Genomic DNA, 15444 nt, shown 5'->3' with positions numbered 1-15444 from the left:
CACTAAAATACACTACCTTTGCACTGTTAATCTTGGTATTTTGGGTATTTAGGTTTATTACTTACCTCTTACCATACTCTGCTGTCGCAGACTTTACCTCATATCTAAAAAAAATGCAGATATTTAAATTTGGAGGCGCCTCAGTAAAAGATGCTGCAGGTGTACGCAATGTCGCTAAAATATTAGAAACGGTAGGCTATGCTAATACGCTCATCGTCATTTCAGCAATGGGAAAAACCACTAATGCTTTAGAAGTAGTGGTAAATAGCTATTTTAAGGAACAAGAAAAACTTTCGGAAAGCGTTCAGCTGATAAAAGACTTTCATTACCACATCATTCGCGAACTATTTACCGATGAAAATCACCCTGTGTATTGGAAAGTAGATGGCTTGTTTGCAGAGCTCACTTCGTTTTTAGAACGCAACAAATCGCCGAAACACAGTTTTGTATATGACCAAGTGATTGGCTTTGGTGAACTCATTTCTACTACTATTATCAGTCAATATCTGAATGACAATGGTATTAAAAACACGTGGATAGATGTCCGTAATCTCGTAAAAACAGATAGTAATTACCGTGATGCCTCTATCGACTGGGAAGAAACACAAAGTAACATTCGCACGCATATTAACAAATCATTACTGAACATCACACAAGGTTTCTTAGGAAGCGATGCAAATTTTTTCACTACTACCTTAGGGCGTGAAGGTTCAGACTATACAGCGGCTATTTTTGCCTATTGTTTAAACGCTGAAAGTGTAACGATATGGAAGGACGTTCCTGGTGTTCTCAATGCCGACCCTCGATATTTTCAGCATACAGAGCTCTTGCATAAAATCCCTTATAAGGAAGCTATAGAACTCGCTTTTTATGGCGCTTCAGTAATACACCCAAAAACCCTACAACCACTCCAACAAAAGGAAATTCCTCTTTATGTACGTTCGTTTTTGAATCCTACTGCTGAAGGAAGCGCTGTGTGTAATGTAGCTGAATTATCTCCAAAGGCACCTTGCTTTATCCTCAAGAAAGAACAAATACTGCTTTCTCTCTCTTCTCTTGACTTTTCATTTATAATGGAAGAGGGTATTAGCTATATATTCAAGAATTTGCATAAGACTAAGATGAAAGTAAGTGTGATACAGAACTCGGCGATTAGTTTTTCAGTATGTGTAGACAACAAATTCGATACCTTAACTGAACTTTTAGAAAAGTTGGAAGAACGCTTTAAGGTATCGGTAACTGAGAACGTAACACTTTATACCATTCGCCACGCTACGGAAGAGGCTATTAAAGAAGTGGAAATGAACAAAGAAGTGCTACTTAAACAAGTGGCTTCAGATACGGTTCAGATAATAGTGAAGTAAATCTATCTTCTTATTATCCGTTATTGTTTAAGCAACAATCAAGCAAAGCATACAATAAAAAAGGGACTGATAATATATCAGTCCCTTTATATATATTCTATGATTCATATTATTGAAATAATGCTTCATTTATCTCATTAAAATTATATTCTTTTTGAGTGCCATTAAGCATATCTTTCAATACAAAAGTATTTTTGGAGAGCTCGCTTTCCCCAATCATCACTACAAACGGAATGCTTCGTTTATTAGCATATTCCATTTGCTTTTTAATCTTAGCTGCATCGGGGTAGAGTTCTGCTCTTTTTCCGAGTTTACGCAACTCTTTCAATAGTTTCATACTCTGTAAAGCTTCGTTATTGCCAAAATTTATACAAAGCACTTCTATGCTATTGCTCAGTGATTCAGGAAAAAGATTCAATTCTTCCATCACCAATCCTATGCGGTCTAAACCAAACGAGATACCTATACCACTTATCCCCTTCAATCCAAAGATGCTCGTAAGGTCGTCATAACGTCCACCTCCACCAATAGAACCCATTTGCACTCCCGCTGGAGCAACAACCTCAAAGATAGCTCCTGTGTAATAATTCAGTCCACGTGCGAGAGTGACATCGAGGTCTAAAATAGCTGTTTGTAAGGTAAGTCGCTCTATTTGTTGTGCTATAAACTCCACCTCTTCAATACCTTTCAACCCCGTTTCAGAAGTTTTTAGTATCTCTTTGAGAGCAGTGAGCTTTTCAGCAAGAGCTCCTTTAAGTGCAAAGATAGGTTGTAACTTGCTAATAGCTTCGTGGCTGATACCTCTTTCTATCATTTCTTTGATAACACCCTCTTCGCCTATTTTATCGAGCTTATCGAGAGCTACGGTAAAGTCGATGAGTTTATCACTCTCCCCTATCACTTCGGCAAAACCGCTGAGAATTTTGCGGTTGTTAATCTTAATAGTCACCCCTTTAAGATTGAGCGCTGTGAACACGGTGTCGTAGAGCTGTACAAACTCCACTTCCTGCCACAAGCTGGTACTGCCTACCACATCGGCATCGCATTGGTAAAACTCTCTGAAACGTCCTTTTTGCGGACGGTCGGCACGCCAAACAGGCTGAATTTGATAACGTTTAAAGGGGAAAGTCAGTTCATTTTGGTGTTGTACTACATAGCGTGCAAAAGGAACTGTAAGGTCATAACGGAGTGCTTTTTCTGATATTTGGGGAGTGAGCTTCTGAGTATTCTTAGTTTCCCAATCGTCTTGTTTAACTCCTTGTGTAAAATCACCTGAATTGAGTATCTTGAAGATAAGACGGTCGCCTTCTTCGCCATATTTACCCATCAATGTATCGTAATTTTCAAAGCTGGGCGTTTCGATAGGCTGAAATCCAAAAGCGTTAAAAGTATTTTTAATAGTGTTAATAATAAAGTTGCGTTTGGCCACATCGGCTGGTGAAAAGTCACGAGTGCCTTTAGGTATGCTTGGTTTTTGTATTGCCATTGTTTTTTATTGTTTTACTATTTTCTTTAGCTTCTTGCCAATAAGTTTCCATTTCTTGTAAGGTCATATCTTTGAGTGATTTTCCCTTCTCATTGGCTCGTTGTTCCAAGTATTGAAACCGAGTTATAAACTTACGATTAGTGCGCTCTAAGGCATCTTCAGGATTTACTTTCAAAAATCGGGCATAGTTAATAAGACTAAAAAGAACATCGCCAAACTCACTCTCAATATTTGTCTGTTTTTGCGCTTTTACTTCGGCGTGTAGCTCATCTATTTCTTCTTTTATCTTCGCAAAAACATCGTCTATATTATCCCAATCGAAGCCTACACCTGCCACTTTGTCTTGTATACGAGTAGCTTTTACTAATGCAGGCAAACTTTTAGGCACACCTCCCAGTACGCTCTTGTTACCTTCTTTGAGTTTTATTTTTTCCCAATTGCGCTTTACATCGTCTTCGTTGTCTACTTTCACATCTCCATAGATATGCGGATGCCGTTCAATGAGTTTTTCACACACACCATTTGCCACATCAGCAATATTAAAATCACCCGTTTCACTACCTATTTTGGCATAGAAAACGATATGAAGTAACAAATCACCGAGTTCCTTCTTCACTTCTTGCAGATTGCCACTGAGGATAGCATCGCCCAATTCATAAGTTTCCTCAATAGTGAGATGGCGCAACGATTGTATTGTTTGTTTCTTATCCCACGGACATTTCGCACGCAGGTCGTCCATTATATCGAGGAGTCTCCCAAAAGCCTGAAGTTGTTGCTCTCTCATATCAATCCTATAAATTTACTACGGGCGAGGAGACTTGCACCTAATAGACCCGCCTTATCTCCTAATTTTGATACTTTTATCGAAGAGTCTTTATTCACTAAATTCAAAGAATACTTCTTGATAGCACTGCGCAAAGGCAATATCAAATAGTCGCCTGCATTGGCAAGAGTACCACCAATAATCACCAATTCAGGATTAAATAGGTTAATGAGGCCCGCCACGTGTTTACCCAACGTATTCCCCACCTCTTCAATAAGTTCTATAGCTAATATATCTTCCTGCAAAGCTACATCTATGATATCGTTGAGTGTAATTTCGTCTTCATTTTCCTTCTGTTGAGTAAGTAAAGACGATTGACCGTTATGAAGTTTTTCCAAGAATTTACGATAAAGAGCAGAGCCCGAAGCCTCTGTTTCTAAGCAACCTTTCTTACCACAGTGGCATAATATCTCGTTTTCAAAGGCAGTAATATGCCCAAACTCACCTGAAAAGCCCGATTTCCCATAATATAGCTGCCCATTAACGATGATTCCTAAGCCTAATCCCCAACCTACATTCACGTAGATGATATTTTTTTCAGCCTGTACGCGCCCTTTAATATATTCACCATAAGCCATCGCACGCGAATCGTTATCAATAGAGACATCTATACCCAATTTTTCTTCAAACATTTCAGTAAGCGGACGTTCATCGAAATAAAAGAAACTATAACTATGTCCCGTTTGAGGGTTCACACGCCCTGAAATATTAATGCCAATACTCAGTATTTTGTCCTTAGGCACCACTGTATGGCTCATAAAATCTTCAATTATTTCACATAAACGTTCAAAACGCTCGTGAGGTTGCGCTTCCTCAAAAGAGATATCCATCTGTTCATCTATCAAATCGCCCTTAAAGTTGATAAGCCCTATATGAACGCGTTTTTGAGAGATATCTACACCTATAAAATATCCCGAACTTTGGTTCAATCCATAGATATTAGGACGTCTACCTCCTGGGGTTTCCATCTTCCCAAAGTCCATCACTATACCATCTTCTATCAGTTCGCCCACCATTTTAGTAACAGTAGGCACACTGAAGTTCAGTTCTTTACCAAGGTCGGCAAGTGTATCATCTCCGTTATTGATGTAATAACAGATAATATCCTTTTTCAATGAGGCGCTTCTGATGCCTTGTTTAATTTCTTCTAAAAATTTTAGTCCCATAGCTTTTTAATCTTAATCATTATTGTAAAGGTGAGGCAAAATTACTAAAAATATTTTAATAAAAATGCAATAATAAAAAAATAATTGATGTTTGTAATTAGTATTTAATGCTTTTCTCTACGGAATAATAGTAACGATTTTACCCTCACGGTGCACCACAATCTTTTGATTATTCTTACGCTTTTGGACAATCATTTGCTCATAAGCAACGTCTAAACCTTTTAAAAGTTTGTCTCGAAATAACTTTCTTTCTGTATTTCTATCTCCCATAGCTGTTTTTCATTTGATTATAGGTAGCATAAAGATACATAATCAAGACTATTTCTTAGTTGCTCGAGGTTTTTCAAGCATTTTTATTTCATCACCTAAAACCGTAATTACTTGATTGTTAGAAATAGGTCGCAAATCTATTTTCTGTGAATATTCGTTTACTATTTTTTGAGTAACTTTCTTATATGGAAAGTTCAAATAATGAGGTAAAAAGTAAAAATCTACCAAATGTAATCCTGAATAATCAGTTAATTCTGGAGCTTTTTTAGTTTCATCCATATCACTAACGAACTCAATATTAGGAGAAGCAATGATAGAACCTGCCGAAGTACCTATGTACAACTTTCCGTTATTAATTTGTTCCATAAGTAGTTTGTCAGCTCCTTTCTTTTTTAGTTCCTGCATTAGGTAGAATGTATTCCCTCCAGAAATGAAAATATAATCATTTCGTTCTAATGCTGTGGCTATTTCTTCAGTAGTAGCGGTAGAAACTTCTAATTCTTCTATGATAAGACCTAATTTTTCAAAGGCTTTTCTATCGTCATCGACATAAAAACGCACTTTTTCTACCAAACTTGCTGTTGGAATAAATGCTAGTTTCTTTCCTTTTACGGGTTCACCTGCAAAATCTTCAAACAATTTTGCTACTGAACTGAACGATGAGGTTAAAAATAATCTTTTCATTTATGATAATAATTGCTGTTATTGAACAAATAGGATAAGGGAGGCACAGCTGCAAGCTCGCACCAGAGAGAGGGTAACAATTCCTCTATATGAGGGTGTGTTACTATAATGAGTGTTTTCATTTTCCTAATCTTATTAGAGAATACTTCTCAGTGCCTTTTTTACAATATATTTAGTTTCTTTGGTAGGACTTTCACTTTCCCAACGCTCACATAGTGCTGTTACGAAATCAGGGCGGGTTTTGCTGGTATCGTTCAGCCAATTTCCTACACTATCTTGCACGTACTTTGCCTTATCAGACTTCAATTTATCTAATATAGGCAAATATAATTCTGGCTTTTCTTTCAAAGCCTCTATATGAGCACACCAAACACCCCGCGGACGCAAGGCTTCTGTACTAAACCTTCGTATATTCTCATCTTCACTTTCTGCCCAATGGGAAAGAAAAGCAATTGAAAAGTCTAAATGCTCGCTCATTTCGGGACGTAACGCCATCCAAATCACCTCACGAACGCCAAAATGACTATCGGCTACCAAGGGTTTTAATTTATATAACTTGTCTTCCAAAGGGGTATCAGTATGCAATGCTACCAAATAACAAGCATAACAGCGCACAGAATCGGATAAATGAGTGCTGAGTTGCTCAAACAAAGGTTCATAGAAGTTAGTATTTGCATATTTTTTGTATAGCAATGCTCCTATGAGCTTAATAGTATTCATCGTAGAGGGTTTCTTTTGCTGATTGATTTGGCAAAGCAACTCTTCAATGACATTTTTATCAATCCCCAAAGTAGGAAAAACAGACTTTACAAGCTGTGAATGGTCTACAGCTAACCATTCAGTAAGGTTTACCGTTTCTATACTCCCTGTATTTAACAGTGAAAGTACTTCGGAAGGGATATCAACAGCCTTTTGAGCTCCTTTTCTGTTTTTGATAATTTCTATGTTCATTGTATAACTAAGTTATAGTATAGTTATATAGGCACAAGCTATAAGAAATGAGATAACAAGAGTTTTCTGAGCTTTCTGACGGTTCAGATTTTTAGAGCAATGGCAATTTATAAATCGCTTTTTTAACTTTAACAAAGTGTGCAAAACCTATGCTCTTTTTCCTACCTCCAACCGCCTCCAAGGGCTTTATACAAAGTAATGCCATACTGCATACGGGTAAACTGTGCGTTGGCTACACTAAGCTCGGCATTGAGACGGTTTACTTCGGCAGTGATAACTTCTAAATAATTCACCATACCGCTATCGAACAGTTGTTTGGAATAGTCGGTGGCTTCTTGATAGGCTTTCATTTCTTGGGTTTTGAGCTGAATGAACTCGTCTTGCGAACTGAATTGACGCATTGCATCGGATACTTCTTTGCCCGCTGAAAGAATTGCTTTTTTGAAATTCAGCAAAGCGGTTTCTTGAGCAGCTTTCTGCACTTCGTATTGGGTGCGAATTTGTCGGCGATTGAGAATAGGTTGTGCCAATCCTGCTATAAAATTAGCAAACATTGATTTGGCAGAAAACCAAGTATCGAGTTCGGTACTACTGATACCTCCACGAGCGGAAAGAGTAAGCGTAGGATAGAAATTGGAACGCGCTACATTTGTAAGTTCAAAGGCGTTGCGCAAGTTCAGTTCGGCACGTGCCACATCAGGACGATTTTCGAGCAGACTTACCGCATACCCTTGATGAAACTGTGTGGGGAATTGTTGTTCAGCAAGCGTGCTTCGCTCTATCGTATGAGGCTCTTCCCCCAAGAGTACACAGATGGTGTTCTCCAATGCCCAAACGCTATTGTTGATGGTAATAAGCTGCGCCTGTGCATTGTATACGAGTGCTTCGATTTGTTTGGTTGCTACTTCGGTAGTAGAACCTGCTTTTTTGAGTTGTTTGGTAGTTTCTAAACTTTTGGTGCGAAACTCAATAGTTTGTTCGAGTACTTTTTTCTGTTCGTCCAGCATCAACAGTTGGTAATAAGCCGTTGCTAAGGTAGCGACCACTTCGGACTGTACTGCTTTTTGGGCTTCCAAAGTTGCTAAATAAGAGGCATAAGAAGCACGTTTTTGAGCGGATAGCTTGCCCCAAATGTCGGCTTCCCACGAAGCATTACCTGTGATATCGAATAGATTGTTGTAAGTACGGTCGGGAGCACCACCTCCAGCATTTAATGATGAGGTGCTACGAGTATAGTTAGCTCCCACCGAGAGGGTAGGAATAAAAGCTGCCTTACTTTGTTTGAGGTAGGCTTGTGCTGAAACTACATTTTGCATCGCTACACGCACATCGAGGTTATTGGAAAGTGCCTTGCTGATGTGTTGTTGCAAGAGCGGGTCGGTGAAGATGTTGCGCCACGAAAGGGTAGCATCGCTTTGGGCATCGGTAGCAGGGCTTTCAGTACGGAAGAGTTTTTCGTCTATGGCTTGTGGACGCTCGTAAGTTTTGCGTCCCGCACAAGCGGTAAGGGTAAGAGCTATGGTTACTATAGCCAGTGATTTATAAATGATTCTGTTCATACAGTAATGTTCAATTAACAATTAATATTTAACATAGACTTTGCCAAAGGTCGTAACACGACAAGCACTAAAATTTTAGCAAGGTTTACGATGCAAAGGCGACTTTTCAGTCTTCATTAAAATATCGGTTGTATTTTCTTGACAAGGCTATCCATTGAGATAGGTTGAGGTTTGATAACCGTACCCGTACGCACTTTGTTGAGTCCTTGCGCGAGAATGACATCACCTTTTTTAAGTCCGCTTTCTACCACAGCATAGTTATCGGCACGGCTTTTAAGGGTGATGATAGCTTGTTTGAGGGTGTCGTTCTCTACTTTGTACACAAATACCTTTCCTTGTTGCTCAAAAGTAGCAACTTCGGGGATTACAAGTGAGTTACTAAAATGTTGTGGTATCTTGATAGTTCCACTGTTGCCATTGGTAAGCAACTTGTTAGGGTTAGGGAAGGTAGCGCGAAATTGTATGCTACCGGTAGTAGGGTCTATTTGTCCGGTTACGGCTTGTATTTTGCCTTTCTCGGCATATTCTTGTCCGTTAGCTAACACCAAAGAAGCCTCAGGTAAGTTTTTGAGTTTCTCGGCAGTGGTTTTGCCTTGGGTATTGTCTAAGAAGTCGAGGTATTCTTTTTCGTTCATTGAAAAATAGGCATACACCTCTTTCACGTCGGATACGGTAGTGAGCACAGTGTTATTGGCAGTTACCAAAGCACCTTCGCGGTAGTTAATTGCACCTACCACGCCGTTTACAGGTGCTTTTACTATGGCAAAACCAATGTTGCTGGCTACCTCGTTATAAGTAGCTTGGGCGCGTTGTAAGTTGGCTTTGGCTGTGGCGAGCTGGATAGGGCTCACAATGTTTTTCTGTACCAAAGGTACGAGTTTATCTACCTCTACCTTAGCGACCTCTACGGCTGCTTTGGCTGAAGCAGCTGACTGGTTAAGGGTTTGAGTTTCTAACTTGAAGAGCGGTTGCCCTTGGGTAACCACCTGACCTTCGTCTACCAATACTTTGGTAATATAGCCTGATATTTTAGCTTGTACGGCGCTGTTCACTACGCCTTCGATATTCACAGGGTAAGAAAGGTTAGACACGGTATTTTGTTCTCCTACGATAATTACAGGGTAAGGCACAGCACCTTGTGGTCGCTGTTGCTGTTGGTTTCCATTATTACAAGCTACCATTGCGATAGCGGTTGCTACTAAAAAGATTTTATTCATAATGTTTGTTATTTTAGATGTTAGAGGTTTTAGTTATCAAACAGGTCGGATAGGTCTGAGAGATAATTTTATTAAAAATAATACACTAAAAAGGAAGCGTTTGCAAAAAACACTTCCTTGTTTTTGTGGCGTTATGAGGTCTGCTTTTACAGTGCAAAAGTACACTAAAAAATTTTACAGACAAGTGTCGTGAGGCGTTAATCTTTTGTTAAAGTTAGCTTTTAATGATTGATAGTTAGTGATTAATGGTCAATATGGTTTATCTGGTCGTATTCCACATTTGTTACACCTTTAAGATTAGAAAAATAGGCTTTTGCCTGACGAATATCTTTATCTTGGGGTACTTTGATAGCTATTCCTTTGATAACTCTGTATTCATAAAGCATCTCTGCACCATATTTTTGCACTTCTTTTTTCAAATGAGCCAATGTTTTTTGATTTTGATAGCTAATAATAAGATTATGCGTAATATTTTTAAGCATTTCTTCTTCTGAAGAGGAAGATTGTGCTACTTTTTGTGTGGTGCGACAGGAGAGCGCAAGAAGGCTCAATCCTACGAGAATTATCTTTTTCATAAGAAATAACAATTTTAAAATCTTCTACAAAATAAAGGTTACATTTTATATATCATAACTTTCGTAAACTTTCGTTAATAAGTTATGTTTAAGTAACTAATATCTTTGATAATCAGTGCTTAGATATAGGAAGCTTATAGGAAGCTTATACGAATCTTGGAAGATTGGTATAGAAAAGACGAATGTATGCTCTACTAAAAGCATAGGTGAAACGAAACTAAAACGAAACTTAGGTAGTGAACTATGCAAAGCAGACAAGACTGTATATGGTTTTTAAAGAGGTGGCTCAGCGGTAAATGGCAGGATAGAAAGCGCAAAGATAACGATTATAAATTAATTCTACAAATAATTTTGACCTTCTTTATTTGTTATTTGATAAAATATTGTACTTTTGCCGCGCAATTTAAACAAGTGTTTTTTATAGAATGAAAAAAGTAATTTTATCAGCATTGTTTCTAACAACAATGGCAGTGGAAGCTCAGCAATCGTATGCAGGGCTTCGAGAGAGTAATTATTCGGGTATTTTTCCTGTAACTTCTAATCCTGCGAATATGATTAGTAGTAAGCGTTCTTGGGACGCTAATATTGCTACAGTGAACTTTGGTTTTGGCAACAACGCTATCAAACTCACGCCTAATATCACTGATAGCTTTAACGAGTACACACGCGTTGATACTCAGAATGCTATTTTTGGTTATAACAATATCAAAGCGAAGATAAACGTTGATGTGTTAGGACCTTCGGCTTTTGTGAAGATAAACGACCAGCATACAGTAGGGATTTTCTCTCGTGTGCGCCTTCTGGGCAATGTACGTAACATAGATGCAAAAATGTTACAATCATTTGTTAGTGATTTAGATAAATTGGAACTCAAAACCCCTTACCAAGTGAACCTTAACGACCAAGAGATAGTGGTAAATGCTTTTTCGGAAGTAGGTTTCTCGTGGTCAGGTGAAGTATATTTTGACGGTACTAACACGGTGAAAGTAGGAGCAAGTGCTAAATTGGTACAAGGCTCTGGTAATGTTTACGTAGGTTTTAAAGACTTTGAAGGTTCGGCTACACTAACGCCTGACACTGATAAGGACAAAGTAAACTTGAATATCCAATCGGCTAACGGTACTTTGGAAGTGCTTAACGGTGGAATGGACTTGGTTGATTTCGACAATGTAAAGGTAAACAAGTTGTATTTTAGTTCAGAAGCTACTACTTTGGCTTTCGATTTAGGAGCTACGTATGAGTTTCGCAAGGACGGTTGTCCTCGTTGCCACAACAATCCTCACGATTTGCGTGTAGGGATTTCGCTAATGGATCTCGGGCGTTTACAATACACTGCCAATAAGAACTCTTACCGCTACAAAATGCCTGCAACACAAAGTACGACTTTAAGCATAGATGACCTATCAGAAGAGAATTTGAAGAATCACTTTGATGGAACAAAGGCTACAGGCTCTAAATTGAGGTCATCACTACCTTCTACTTTTAACCTCAGCGCCGATTATCGCGTAGTTGATGCGTTCTACTTGAACTTATCAGGACAAGTGAATATAGCTTCAACAAAGGACAAAGAGCTTTACAACGCTACTTATGCCAATGAAATTTCACTCACTCCTCACTACGATACTAATAGTTTTGGGGCTTATTTGCCTATTTCATACAACCAAGTATCAAAAGCTAATGTGGGAATTGCCTTGCGCTTAGGCCCATTAGTATTAGGGTCAAGCACTATTTTAGGCAATGTGCTTACCCGCTCAGCTAAAGAGTTTAACTTCTTCTTTGGGCTTCGTTTCGGTCACCAATCTTACCCCGTAGACCTTTAATTATTAATTTAATTTTACAACTTCATAATGGAAAAGGCTGTTCAGCATTTACTGAACAGCCTTTTATCTTTAATTATTAAGCATTAACTATTAAAATTCAAAACTTCCTACTTCAATCACCTCCTTGGCATTACTGAGTCGTACAGTGGTTTCTTGCTGTTTTTGCTGAGGCGTACCATAGTGAGTATAGAAAGTAATACGCAAGTTCACAGGCATCAGTTGCTTTTGTGAGCGAGTGCCAAAGTAATCCACTTGCACTTTGTACTTGCCTTTTTCAGCTTTCTTGAGCATAAATTCTTCAGGTCCGTAGCCTTGAGTAACATCACGTGAGATTTTACCTCCAAGGTAAGTAAGAGTGTTTTGGTAGTAACACTTCTCGTCTTTGGGGTCGGTTACCCATAAGTCCATATCGCAGCTATCAGTATCCCAACTGAGCACTACTCGCACATCTACGGGTTCTTTTTTGAGCAAACGCTTGTCGATATAACTCACGTCTATACCCTTGTGGCGTGCGACAAGGCTATTGATATCGTTCATTGTTACGATTTGTACATCGCCAAAACGACTACTCCACTCGCTTGTAACTACTTTATAAAGGTTTTTTACGGCTTCGTTATAGGTACCATCGTCGGCAAGTGCTAAGCCCAAATCACGAAAAGACTGTGGTTCTTCTTCACGCAGAGTTACCACCTTACGGAATACCCATACCGCTTCTTTCTTAGCATTGTAGTTGCTGAGCTTGTAGCCTAACATACGCAACAACTGAGGGTCGTCTAAACCGAGCTCTGCCAAATTGGAAACCACCAAGATAGCTTGCTCACGATTACCTTTCTTAAAGAAATAGTCGGCTACATCTACATAAAAGGAAGGTGTGTTACCGTATTCTTTTTTGAGTTTGTAATAGGTTTCTACCGCTTTTGCTTCCTCAGTGTACTCCATTACCTTTAAATAAGGGGTATCGGGGTTATAGGCGTTGAGCTCTATTTTTGAGGTAGGTACAGGAACAGGACTTGCTGGTTTGCGTGATAAAGAAACATCTTTTTTAGCAGTAGCGTTACCACTAGGAGAATCAGCAACTCTACTATTTATAGCTCCCGCCATAGCTGCTTTTCTTTGTGGAGAATAACCTACTACAACTACTTCATTTAATTCTGCACTTTCGTCAGCTTCTATAGCAGCAACCTCCTCACTTCTAACTTCTTGTGCTACCCCAGAAGCCACCCCTCTTATTCTTACAGGAGTATCATTAGAGTTATTAACATTTTTCTTAGGTTCAGTGCCTTTCACAGGATATTCGGTATGCCACCATTTACTTTGCTTTTCCGATTGCTCTACGACTCTATCCAAAATACGCTTAGCAGTATCCTCTTTTTGCTTTTGCTCATTTGCTAAGCGTTTGGAGTACTCCTGCTGTAATTCGGTAGGTGGCATAATGCGGTAACGTACATAATCTTCTACGGTTTCTAATACTATCAGCGAATTACCTTCGGTTACAATGCCGTACTCACGCCCTACCGCATCTATTTGTTTTTGTTCAACACCTTCTCGTTGCAGTTGTGCAATTTGCTTCTCTGCCCATATACGGCGCAAAAGGTTGAACTCACTTTCAGAAGCATCGGGGTTTGCTACAAATTTTATTTCTTTTTGCACCATTACCTTTTTAGGGTAACCAAAACTAAGTACTAAGGTTGCTTCCTCGCTTTGCAATTCACCTGCAAGGGTGAAATTACCTTTGCTAATAGTAGCTCCTTTCTGCGGGAAGATTTTGGCTACTTTACCGCTTTTCACTTCTATATTCAGCAGTTGGAAAGGTACAGTGCGTGCTACTTTTATTGCTTGCTCGGTAGTGAGGGTGGTCAAATCTATAAAGTTACCACCCGTAGCATTGGCGAGGTATTGCATTTTTGGTGTATTGGCAACCGCCGAAGCATTCACCACTGTTATAGGGGTTTTGGCTTGTTTTACCACTTCGTTTACAGAAAATTCTTTACTGCCAAAGTTAAAAATACCGTCGCTAAAAAGTAATATTTCATCTGTTTTGAGGTTGAAATCAATAGCATTACCATCGGTAGCACCATCGTATTGCAAACTTTCTAAATGCGATTTGAGTGCTTGCCAATTACCGTTTTTCACCTCAAAAGTAAGCGGTTTAGCAGAACGAATATTAAAAGTACTAAGCACTACCTTAGTGTCTTTAAGTTCCTTAAAATAAGCATCTAAGAAAGCAAACTCTTTTGCTCTATCGCGTTGGATTGCTGAGTGCGATGCGTCCCATAAGAGTCCTATTTCCTTAGGAGTAGGGCTACTTTTAGCTTTGGTATCGCTCAAAGCTATATTGCCATAAAAATAGCTTTTACTGCCTTGGGTAGCGCTAATGGTTTGTGGTTTCTCAATTTTCGGGAAAGTAAGTGCAATGTTCTGGTTGAGCGTGAAGTTTTGCTTGCTTACCTCACTGATATAGCTATTGCGCGCTTGTTTGAAGTCTAATTGCAGACTGTTCTGAATATCTGCCTTTACAAAACGTGATACTACCTCAGTGCGCACCTTGAAGTTTTTAAGGGTTACGTTAGCCGTGATAGGCAAGAAGTAGTAATCTTGTCCGCCTCGTTCGTGTAGTTCTTGTTCAAAGGCAATGAGTACACGGCGAGTACCTTTGGCAGGCATAGGATACACGCGGGCTTTGAAGTTATTGCCCTCTGTTTTTTCTAACAAACCAGGGTCTACACCCCTGCGCACAATATCCTCAAAGGCTTTGCGCCCTAAGGCTTTGTCTACCACCACACCTTCACGCAGTTTGCCATTGATATCTAAGGCAAAGCGCGACACCTGCTGTCCGTCGGCAAGCGGGAACTGAAACTCGCCTTCCATTACGCGGGTGTTGGGGTTGTAGAAGGTCATTTCCATAGTAGTAACAGCCGTTTGTCCTACCACTAATATATCTACTGAAAGGTCTTGCAATACCATCGGGTTGGCATTGCGCTCATTCACTACCTTCACCTCTGGCACCACCGATTTCTGTGCGGTTAGCAGTAAGGGAAGTAGTAAAGCTGTTGCTGATAAAAAATGCTTGATTCTCATTACTAAACAATGGTTTTGATGAAACTACTGTCTGTAAATCAAAGAGCGTACCAAATTTGCTAATTATAATTGTACACTAAGCAATTCTTCCCCTAATTTATGTAAGCCCTCTTGTATTTTTTGACGTTGGGCAGTACGAGGCTTCTTGAGTCCTACAGCGTACTGATGTATCAGTTTCTGATTGATACCTGTAATGCGTTCAAAAGCAGGATTACTTATTACTCCTTTAAAGTATTGCAACAAACTTTCAGTGTCGTATTTATAAGTAAGCTGATAATCAGTATAAGGAAAATTACCGAGCTCTTTTTGTAAAGCAATCGCTTCCAAAACACCTTCCTTGACTTCTTGTACGGTTTCACCTCCTGCACTTAAGCCTTCTATGTTTTCAGCGTAAGCCCAATAAAAATCGTTGCTGCGCTCTATAATAATAGTAATGTTTTTCATATTATAT

13 protein-coding genes are annotated in these 15444 nt (G+C 39.2%); 2 read left to right on the top strand and 11 right to left on the bottom strand.

The window, feature by feature from the left end:
* The first annotated feature begins 113 nt into the window (after positions 1 to 113).
* Positions 114 to 1364, top strand: a complete 1251-nt coding sequence (locus HMPREF1320_RS06465) for an aspartate kinase (protein ID WP_009418127.1) — start codon at positions 114 to 116, stop codon at positions 1362 to 1364.
* Between the two features lie 109 nt (positions 1365 to 1473).
* Here HMPREF1320_RS06465 and hisS read toward each other — a convergent pair whose 3' ends face one another.
* From hisS to HMPREF1320_RS06415, 9 genes are all read right to left on the bottom strand, one after another.
* A complete protein-coding gene (gene hisS, locus HMPREF1320_RS06460; RefSeq protein WP_009418054.1) occupies positions 1474 to 2850 on the bottom strand; it encodes a histidine--tRNA ligase in 1377 nt (458 codons plus the stop codon).
* Positions 2822 to 3634, bottom strand: a complete 813-nt coding sequence (gene mazG / locus HMPREF1320_RS06455) for a nucleoside triphosphate pyrophosphohydrolase (protein ID WP_009417981.1) — start codon at positions 3632 to 3634, stop codon at positions 2822 to 2824. The genes hisS and mazG overlap by 29 nt, the downstream gene beginning before the upstream one ends.
* A complete protein-coding gene (locus HMPREF1320_RS06450; protein ID WP_009417925.1) occupies positions 3631 to 4839 on the bottom strand; it encodes an ROK family transcriptional regulator in 1209 nt (402 codons plus the stop codon). The genes mazG and HMPREF1320_RS06450 overlap by 4 nt, the downstream gene beginning before the upstream one ends.
* 117 nt (positions 4840 to 4956) lie before the next feature.
* The gene (locus HMPREF1320_RS11535; RefSeq protein WP_009417927.1) at positions 4957 to 5109 is read right to left on the bottom strand and encodes a hypothetical protein; all 153 of its coding nucleotides are present in this window, start codon (positions 5107 to 5109) and stop codon (positions 4957 to 4959) included.
* A 48-nt stretch (positions 5110 to 5157) separates the two neighbouring features.
* The gene (locus tag HMPREF1320_RS06440; RefSeq protein WP_009417982.1) at positions 5158 to 5793 is read right to left on the bottom strand and encodes a peptidase E; all 636 of its coding nucleotides are present in this window, start codon (positions 5791 to 5793) and stop codon (positions 5158 to 5160) included.
* Positions 5794 to 5928: 135 nt separating this feature from the next.
* On the bottom strand, positions 5929 to 6744 hold the full coding sequence (locus tag HMPREF1320_RS06435; RefSeq protein ID WP_009417936.1) for a DNA alkylation repair protein: 816 nt from the start codon (positions 6742 to 6744) through the stop codon (positions 5929 to 5931).
* Between the two features lie 161 nt (positions 6745 to 6905).
* Complete coding sequence (locus HMPREF1320_RS06430; protein ID WP_009418116.1) at positions 6906 to 8303, bottom strand: efflux transporter outer membrane subunit; 1398 nt, start codon at positions 8301 to 8303, stop codon at positions 6906 to 6908.
* A gap of 116 nt (positions 8304 to 8419) precedes the next feature.
* Positions 8420 to 9520, bottom strand: coding sequence for an efflux RND transporter periplasmic adaptor subunit (locus tag HMPREF1320_RS06425; protein ID WP_009418072.1), 1101 nt, complete (start codon positions 9518 to 9520; stop codon positions 8420 to 8422).
* A 242-nt stretch (positions 9521 to 9762) separates the two neighbouring features.
* Positions 9763 to 10095, bottom strand: coding sequence for a hypothetical protein (locus HMPREF1320_RS06415; RefSeq protein ID WP_009418016.1), 333 nt, complete (start codon positions 10093 to 10095; stop codon positions 9763 to 9765).
* A 425-nt stretch (positions 10096 to 10520) separates the two neighbouring features.
* Between HMPREF1320_RS06415 and HMPREF1320_RS06410 the strand changes: the two genes are divergently transcribed.
* A complete protein-coding gene (locus HMPREF1320_RS06410; RefSeq protein ID WP_034554298.1) occupies positions 10521 to 11915 on the top strand; it encodes a DUF5723 family protein in 1395 nt (464 codons plus the stop codon).
* 90 nt (positions 11916 to 12005) lie between these two features.
* Here the strand turns inward: HMPREF1320_RS06410 and HMPREF1320_RS06405 are convergent, their stop codons facing one another.
* Both HMPREF1320_RS06405 and HMPREF1320_RS06400 read right to left on the bottom strand, forming a co-directional pair.
* Positions 12006 to 14993 carry a VIT domain-containing protein gene (locus HMPREF1320_RS06405; protein ID WP_034554296.1) on the bottom strand — a complete coding sequence of 996 codons (2988 nt, stop codon included), beginning with the start codon at positions 14991 to 14993 and terminating at the stop codon, positions 12006 to 12008.
* 63 nt (positions 14994 to 15056) lie between these two features.
* Complete coding sequence (locus tag HMPREF1320_RS06400) at positions 15057 to 15437, bottom strand: type II toxin-antitoxin system HicB family antitoxin (RefSeq protein ID WP_009410105.1); 381 nt, start codon at positions 15435 to 15437, stop codon at positions 15057 to 15059.
* Between the last annotated feature and the right edge of the window lie 7 nt (positions 15438 to 15444).

The organism is Capnocytophaga sp. oral taxon 335 str. F0486 (genome assembly GCF_000277665.1).
GTDB lineage: Bacteria > Bacteroidota > Bacteroidia > Flavobacteriales > Flavobacteriaceae > Capnocytophaga > Capnocytophaga ochracea.
The sequence above is the reverse complement of the archived record's forward strand: the minus strand, read 5'-3'. Positions and strand labels throughout refer to the sequence as shown.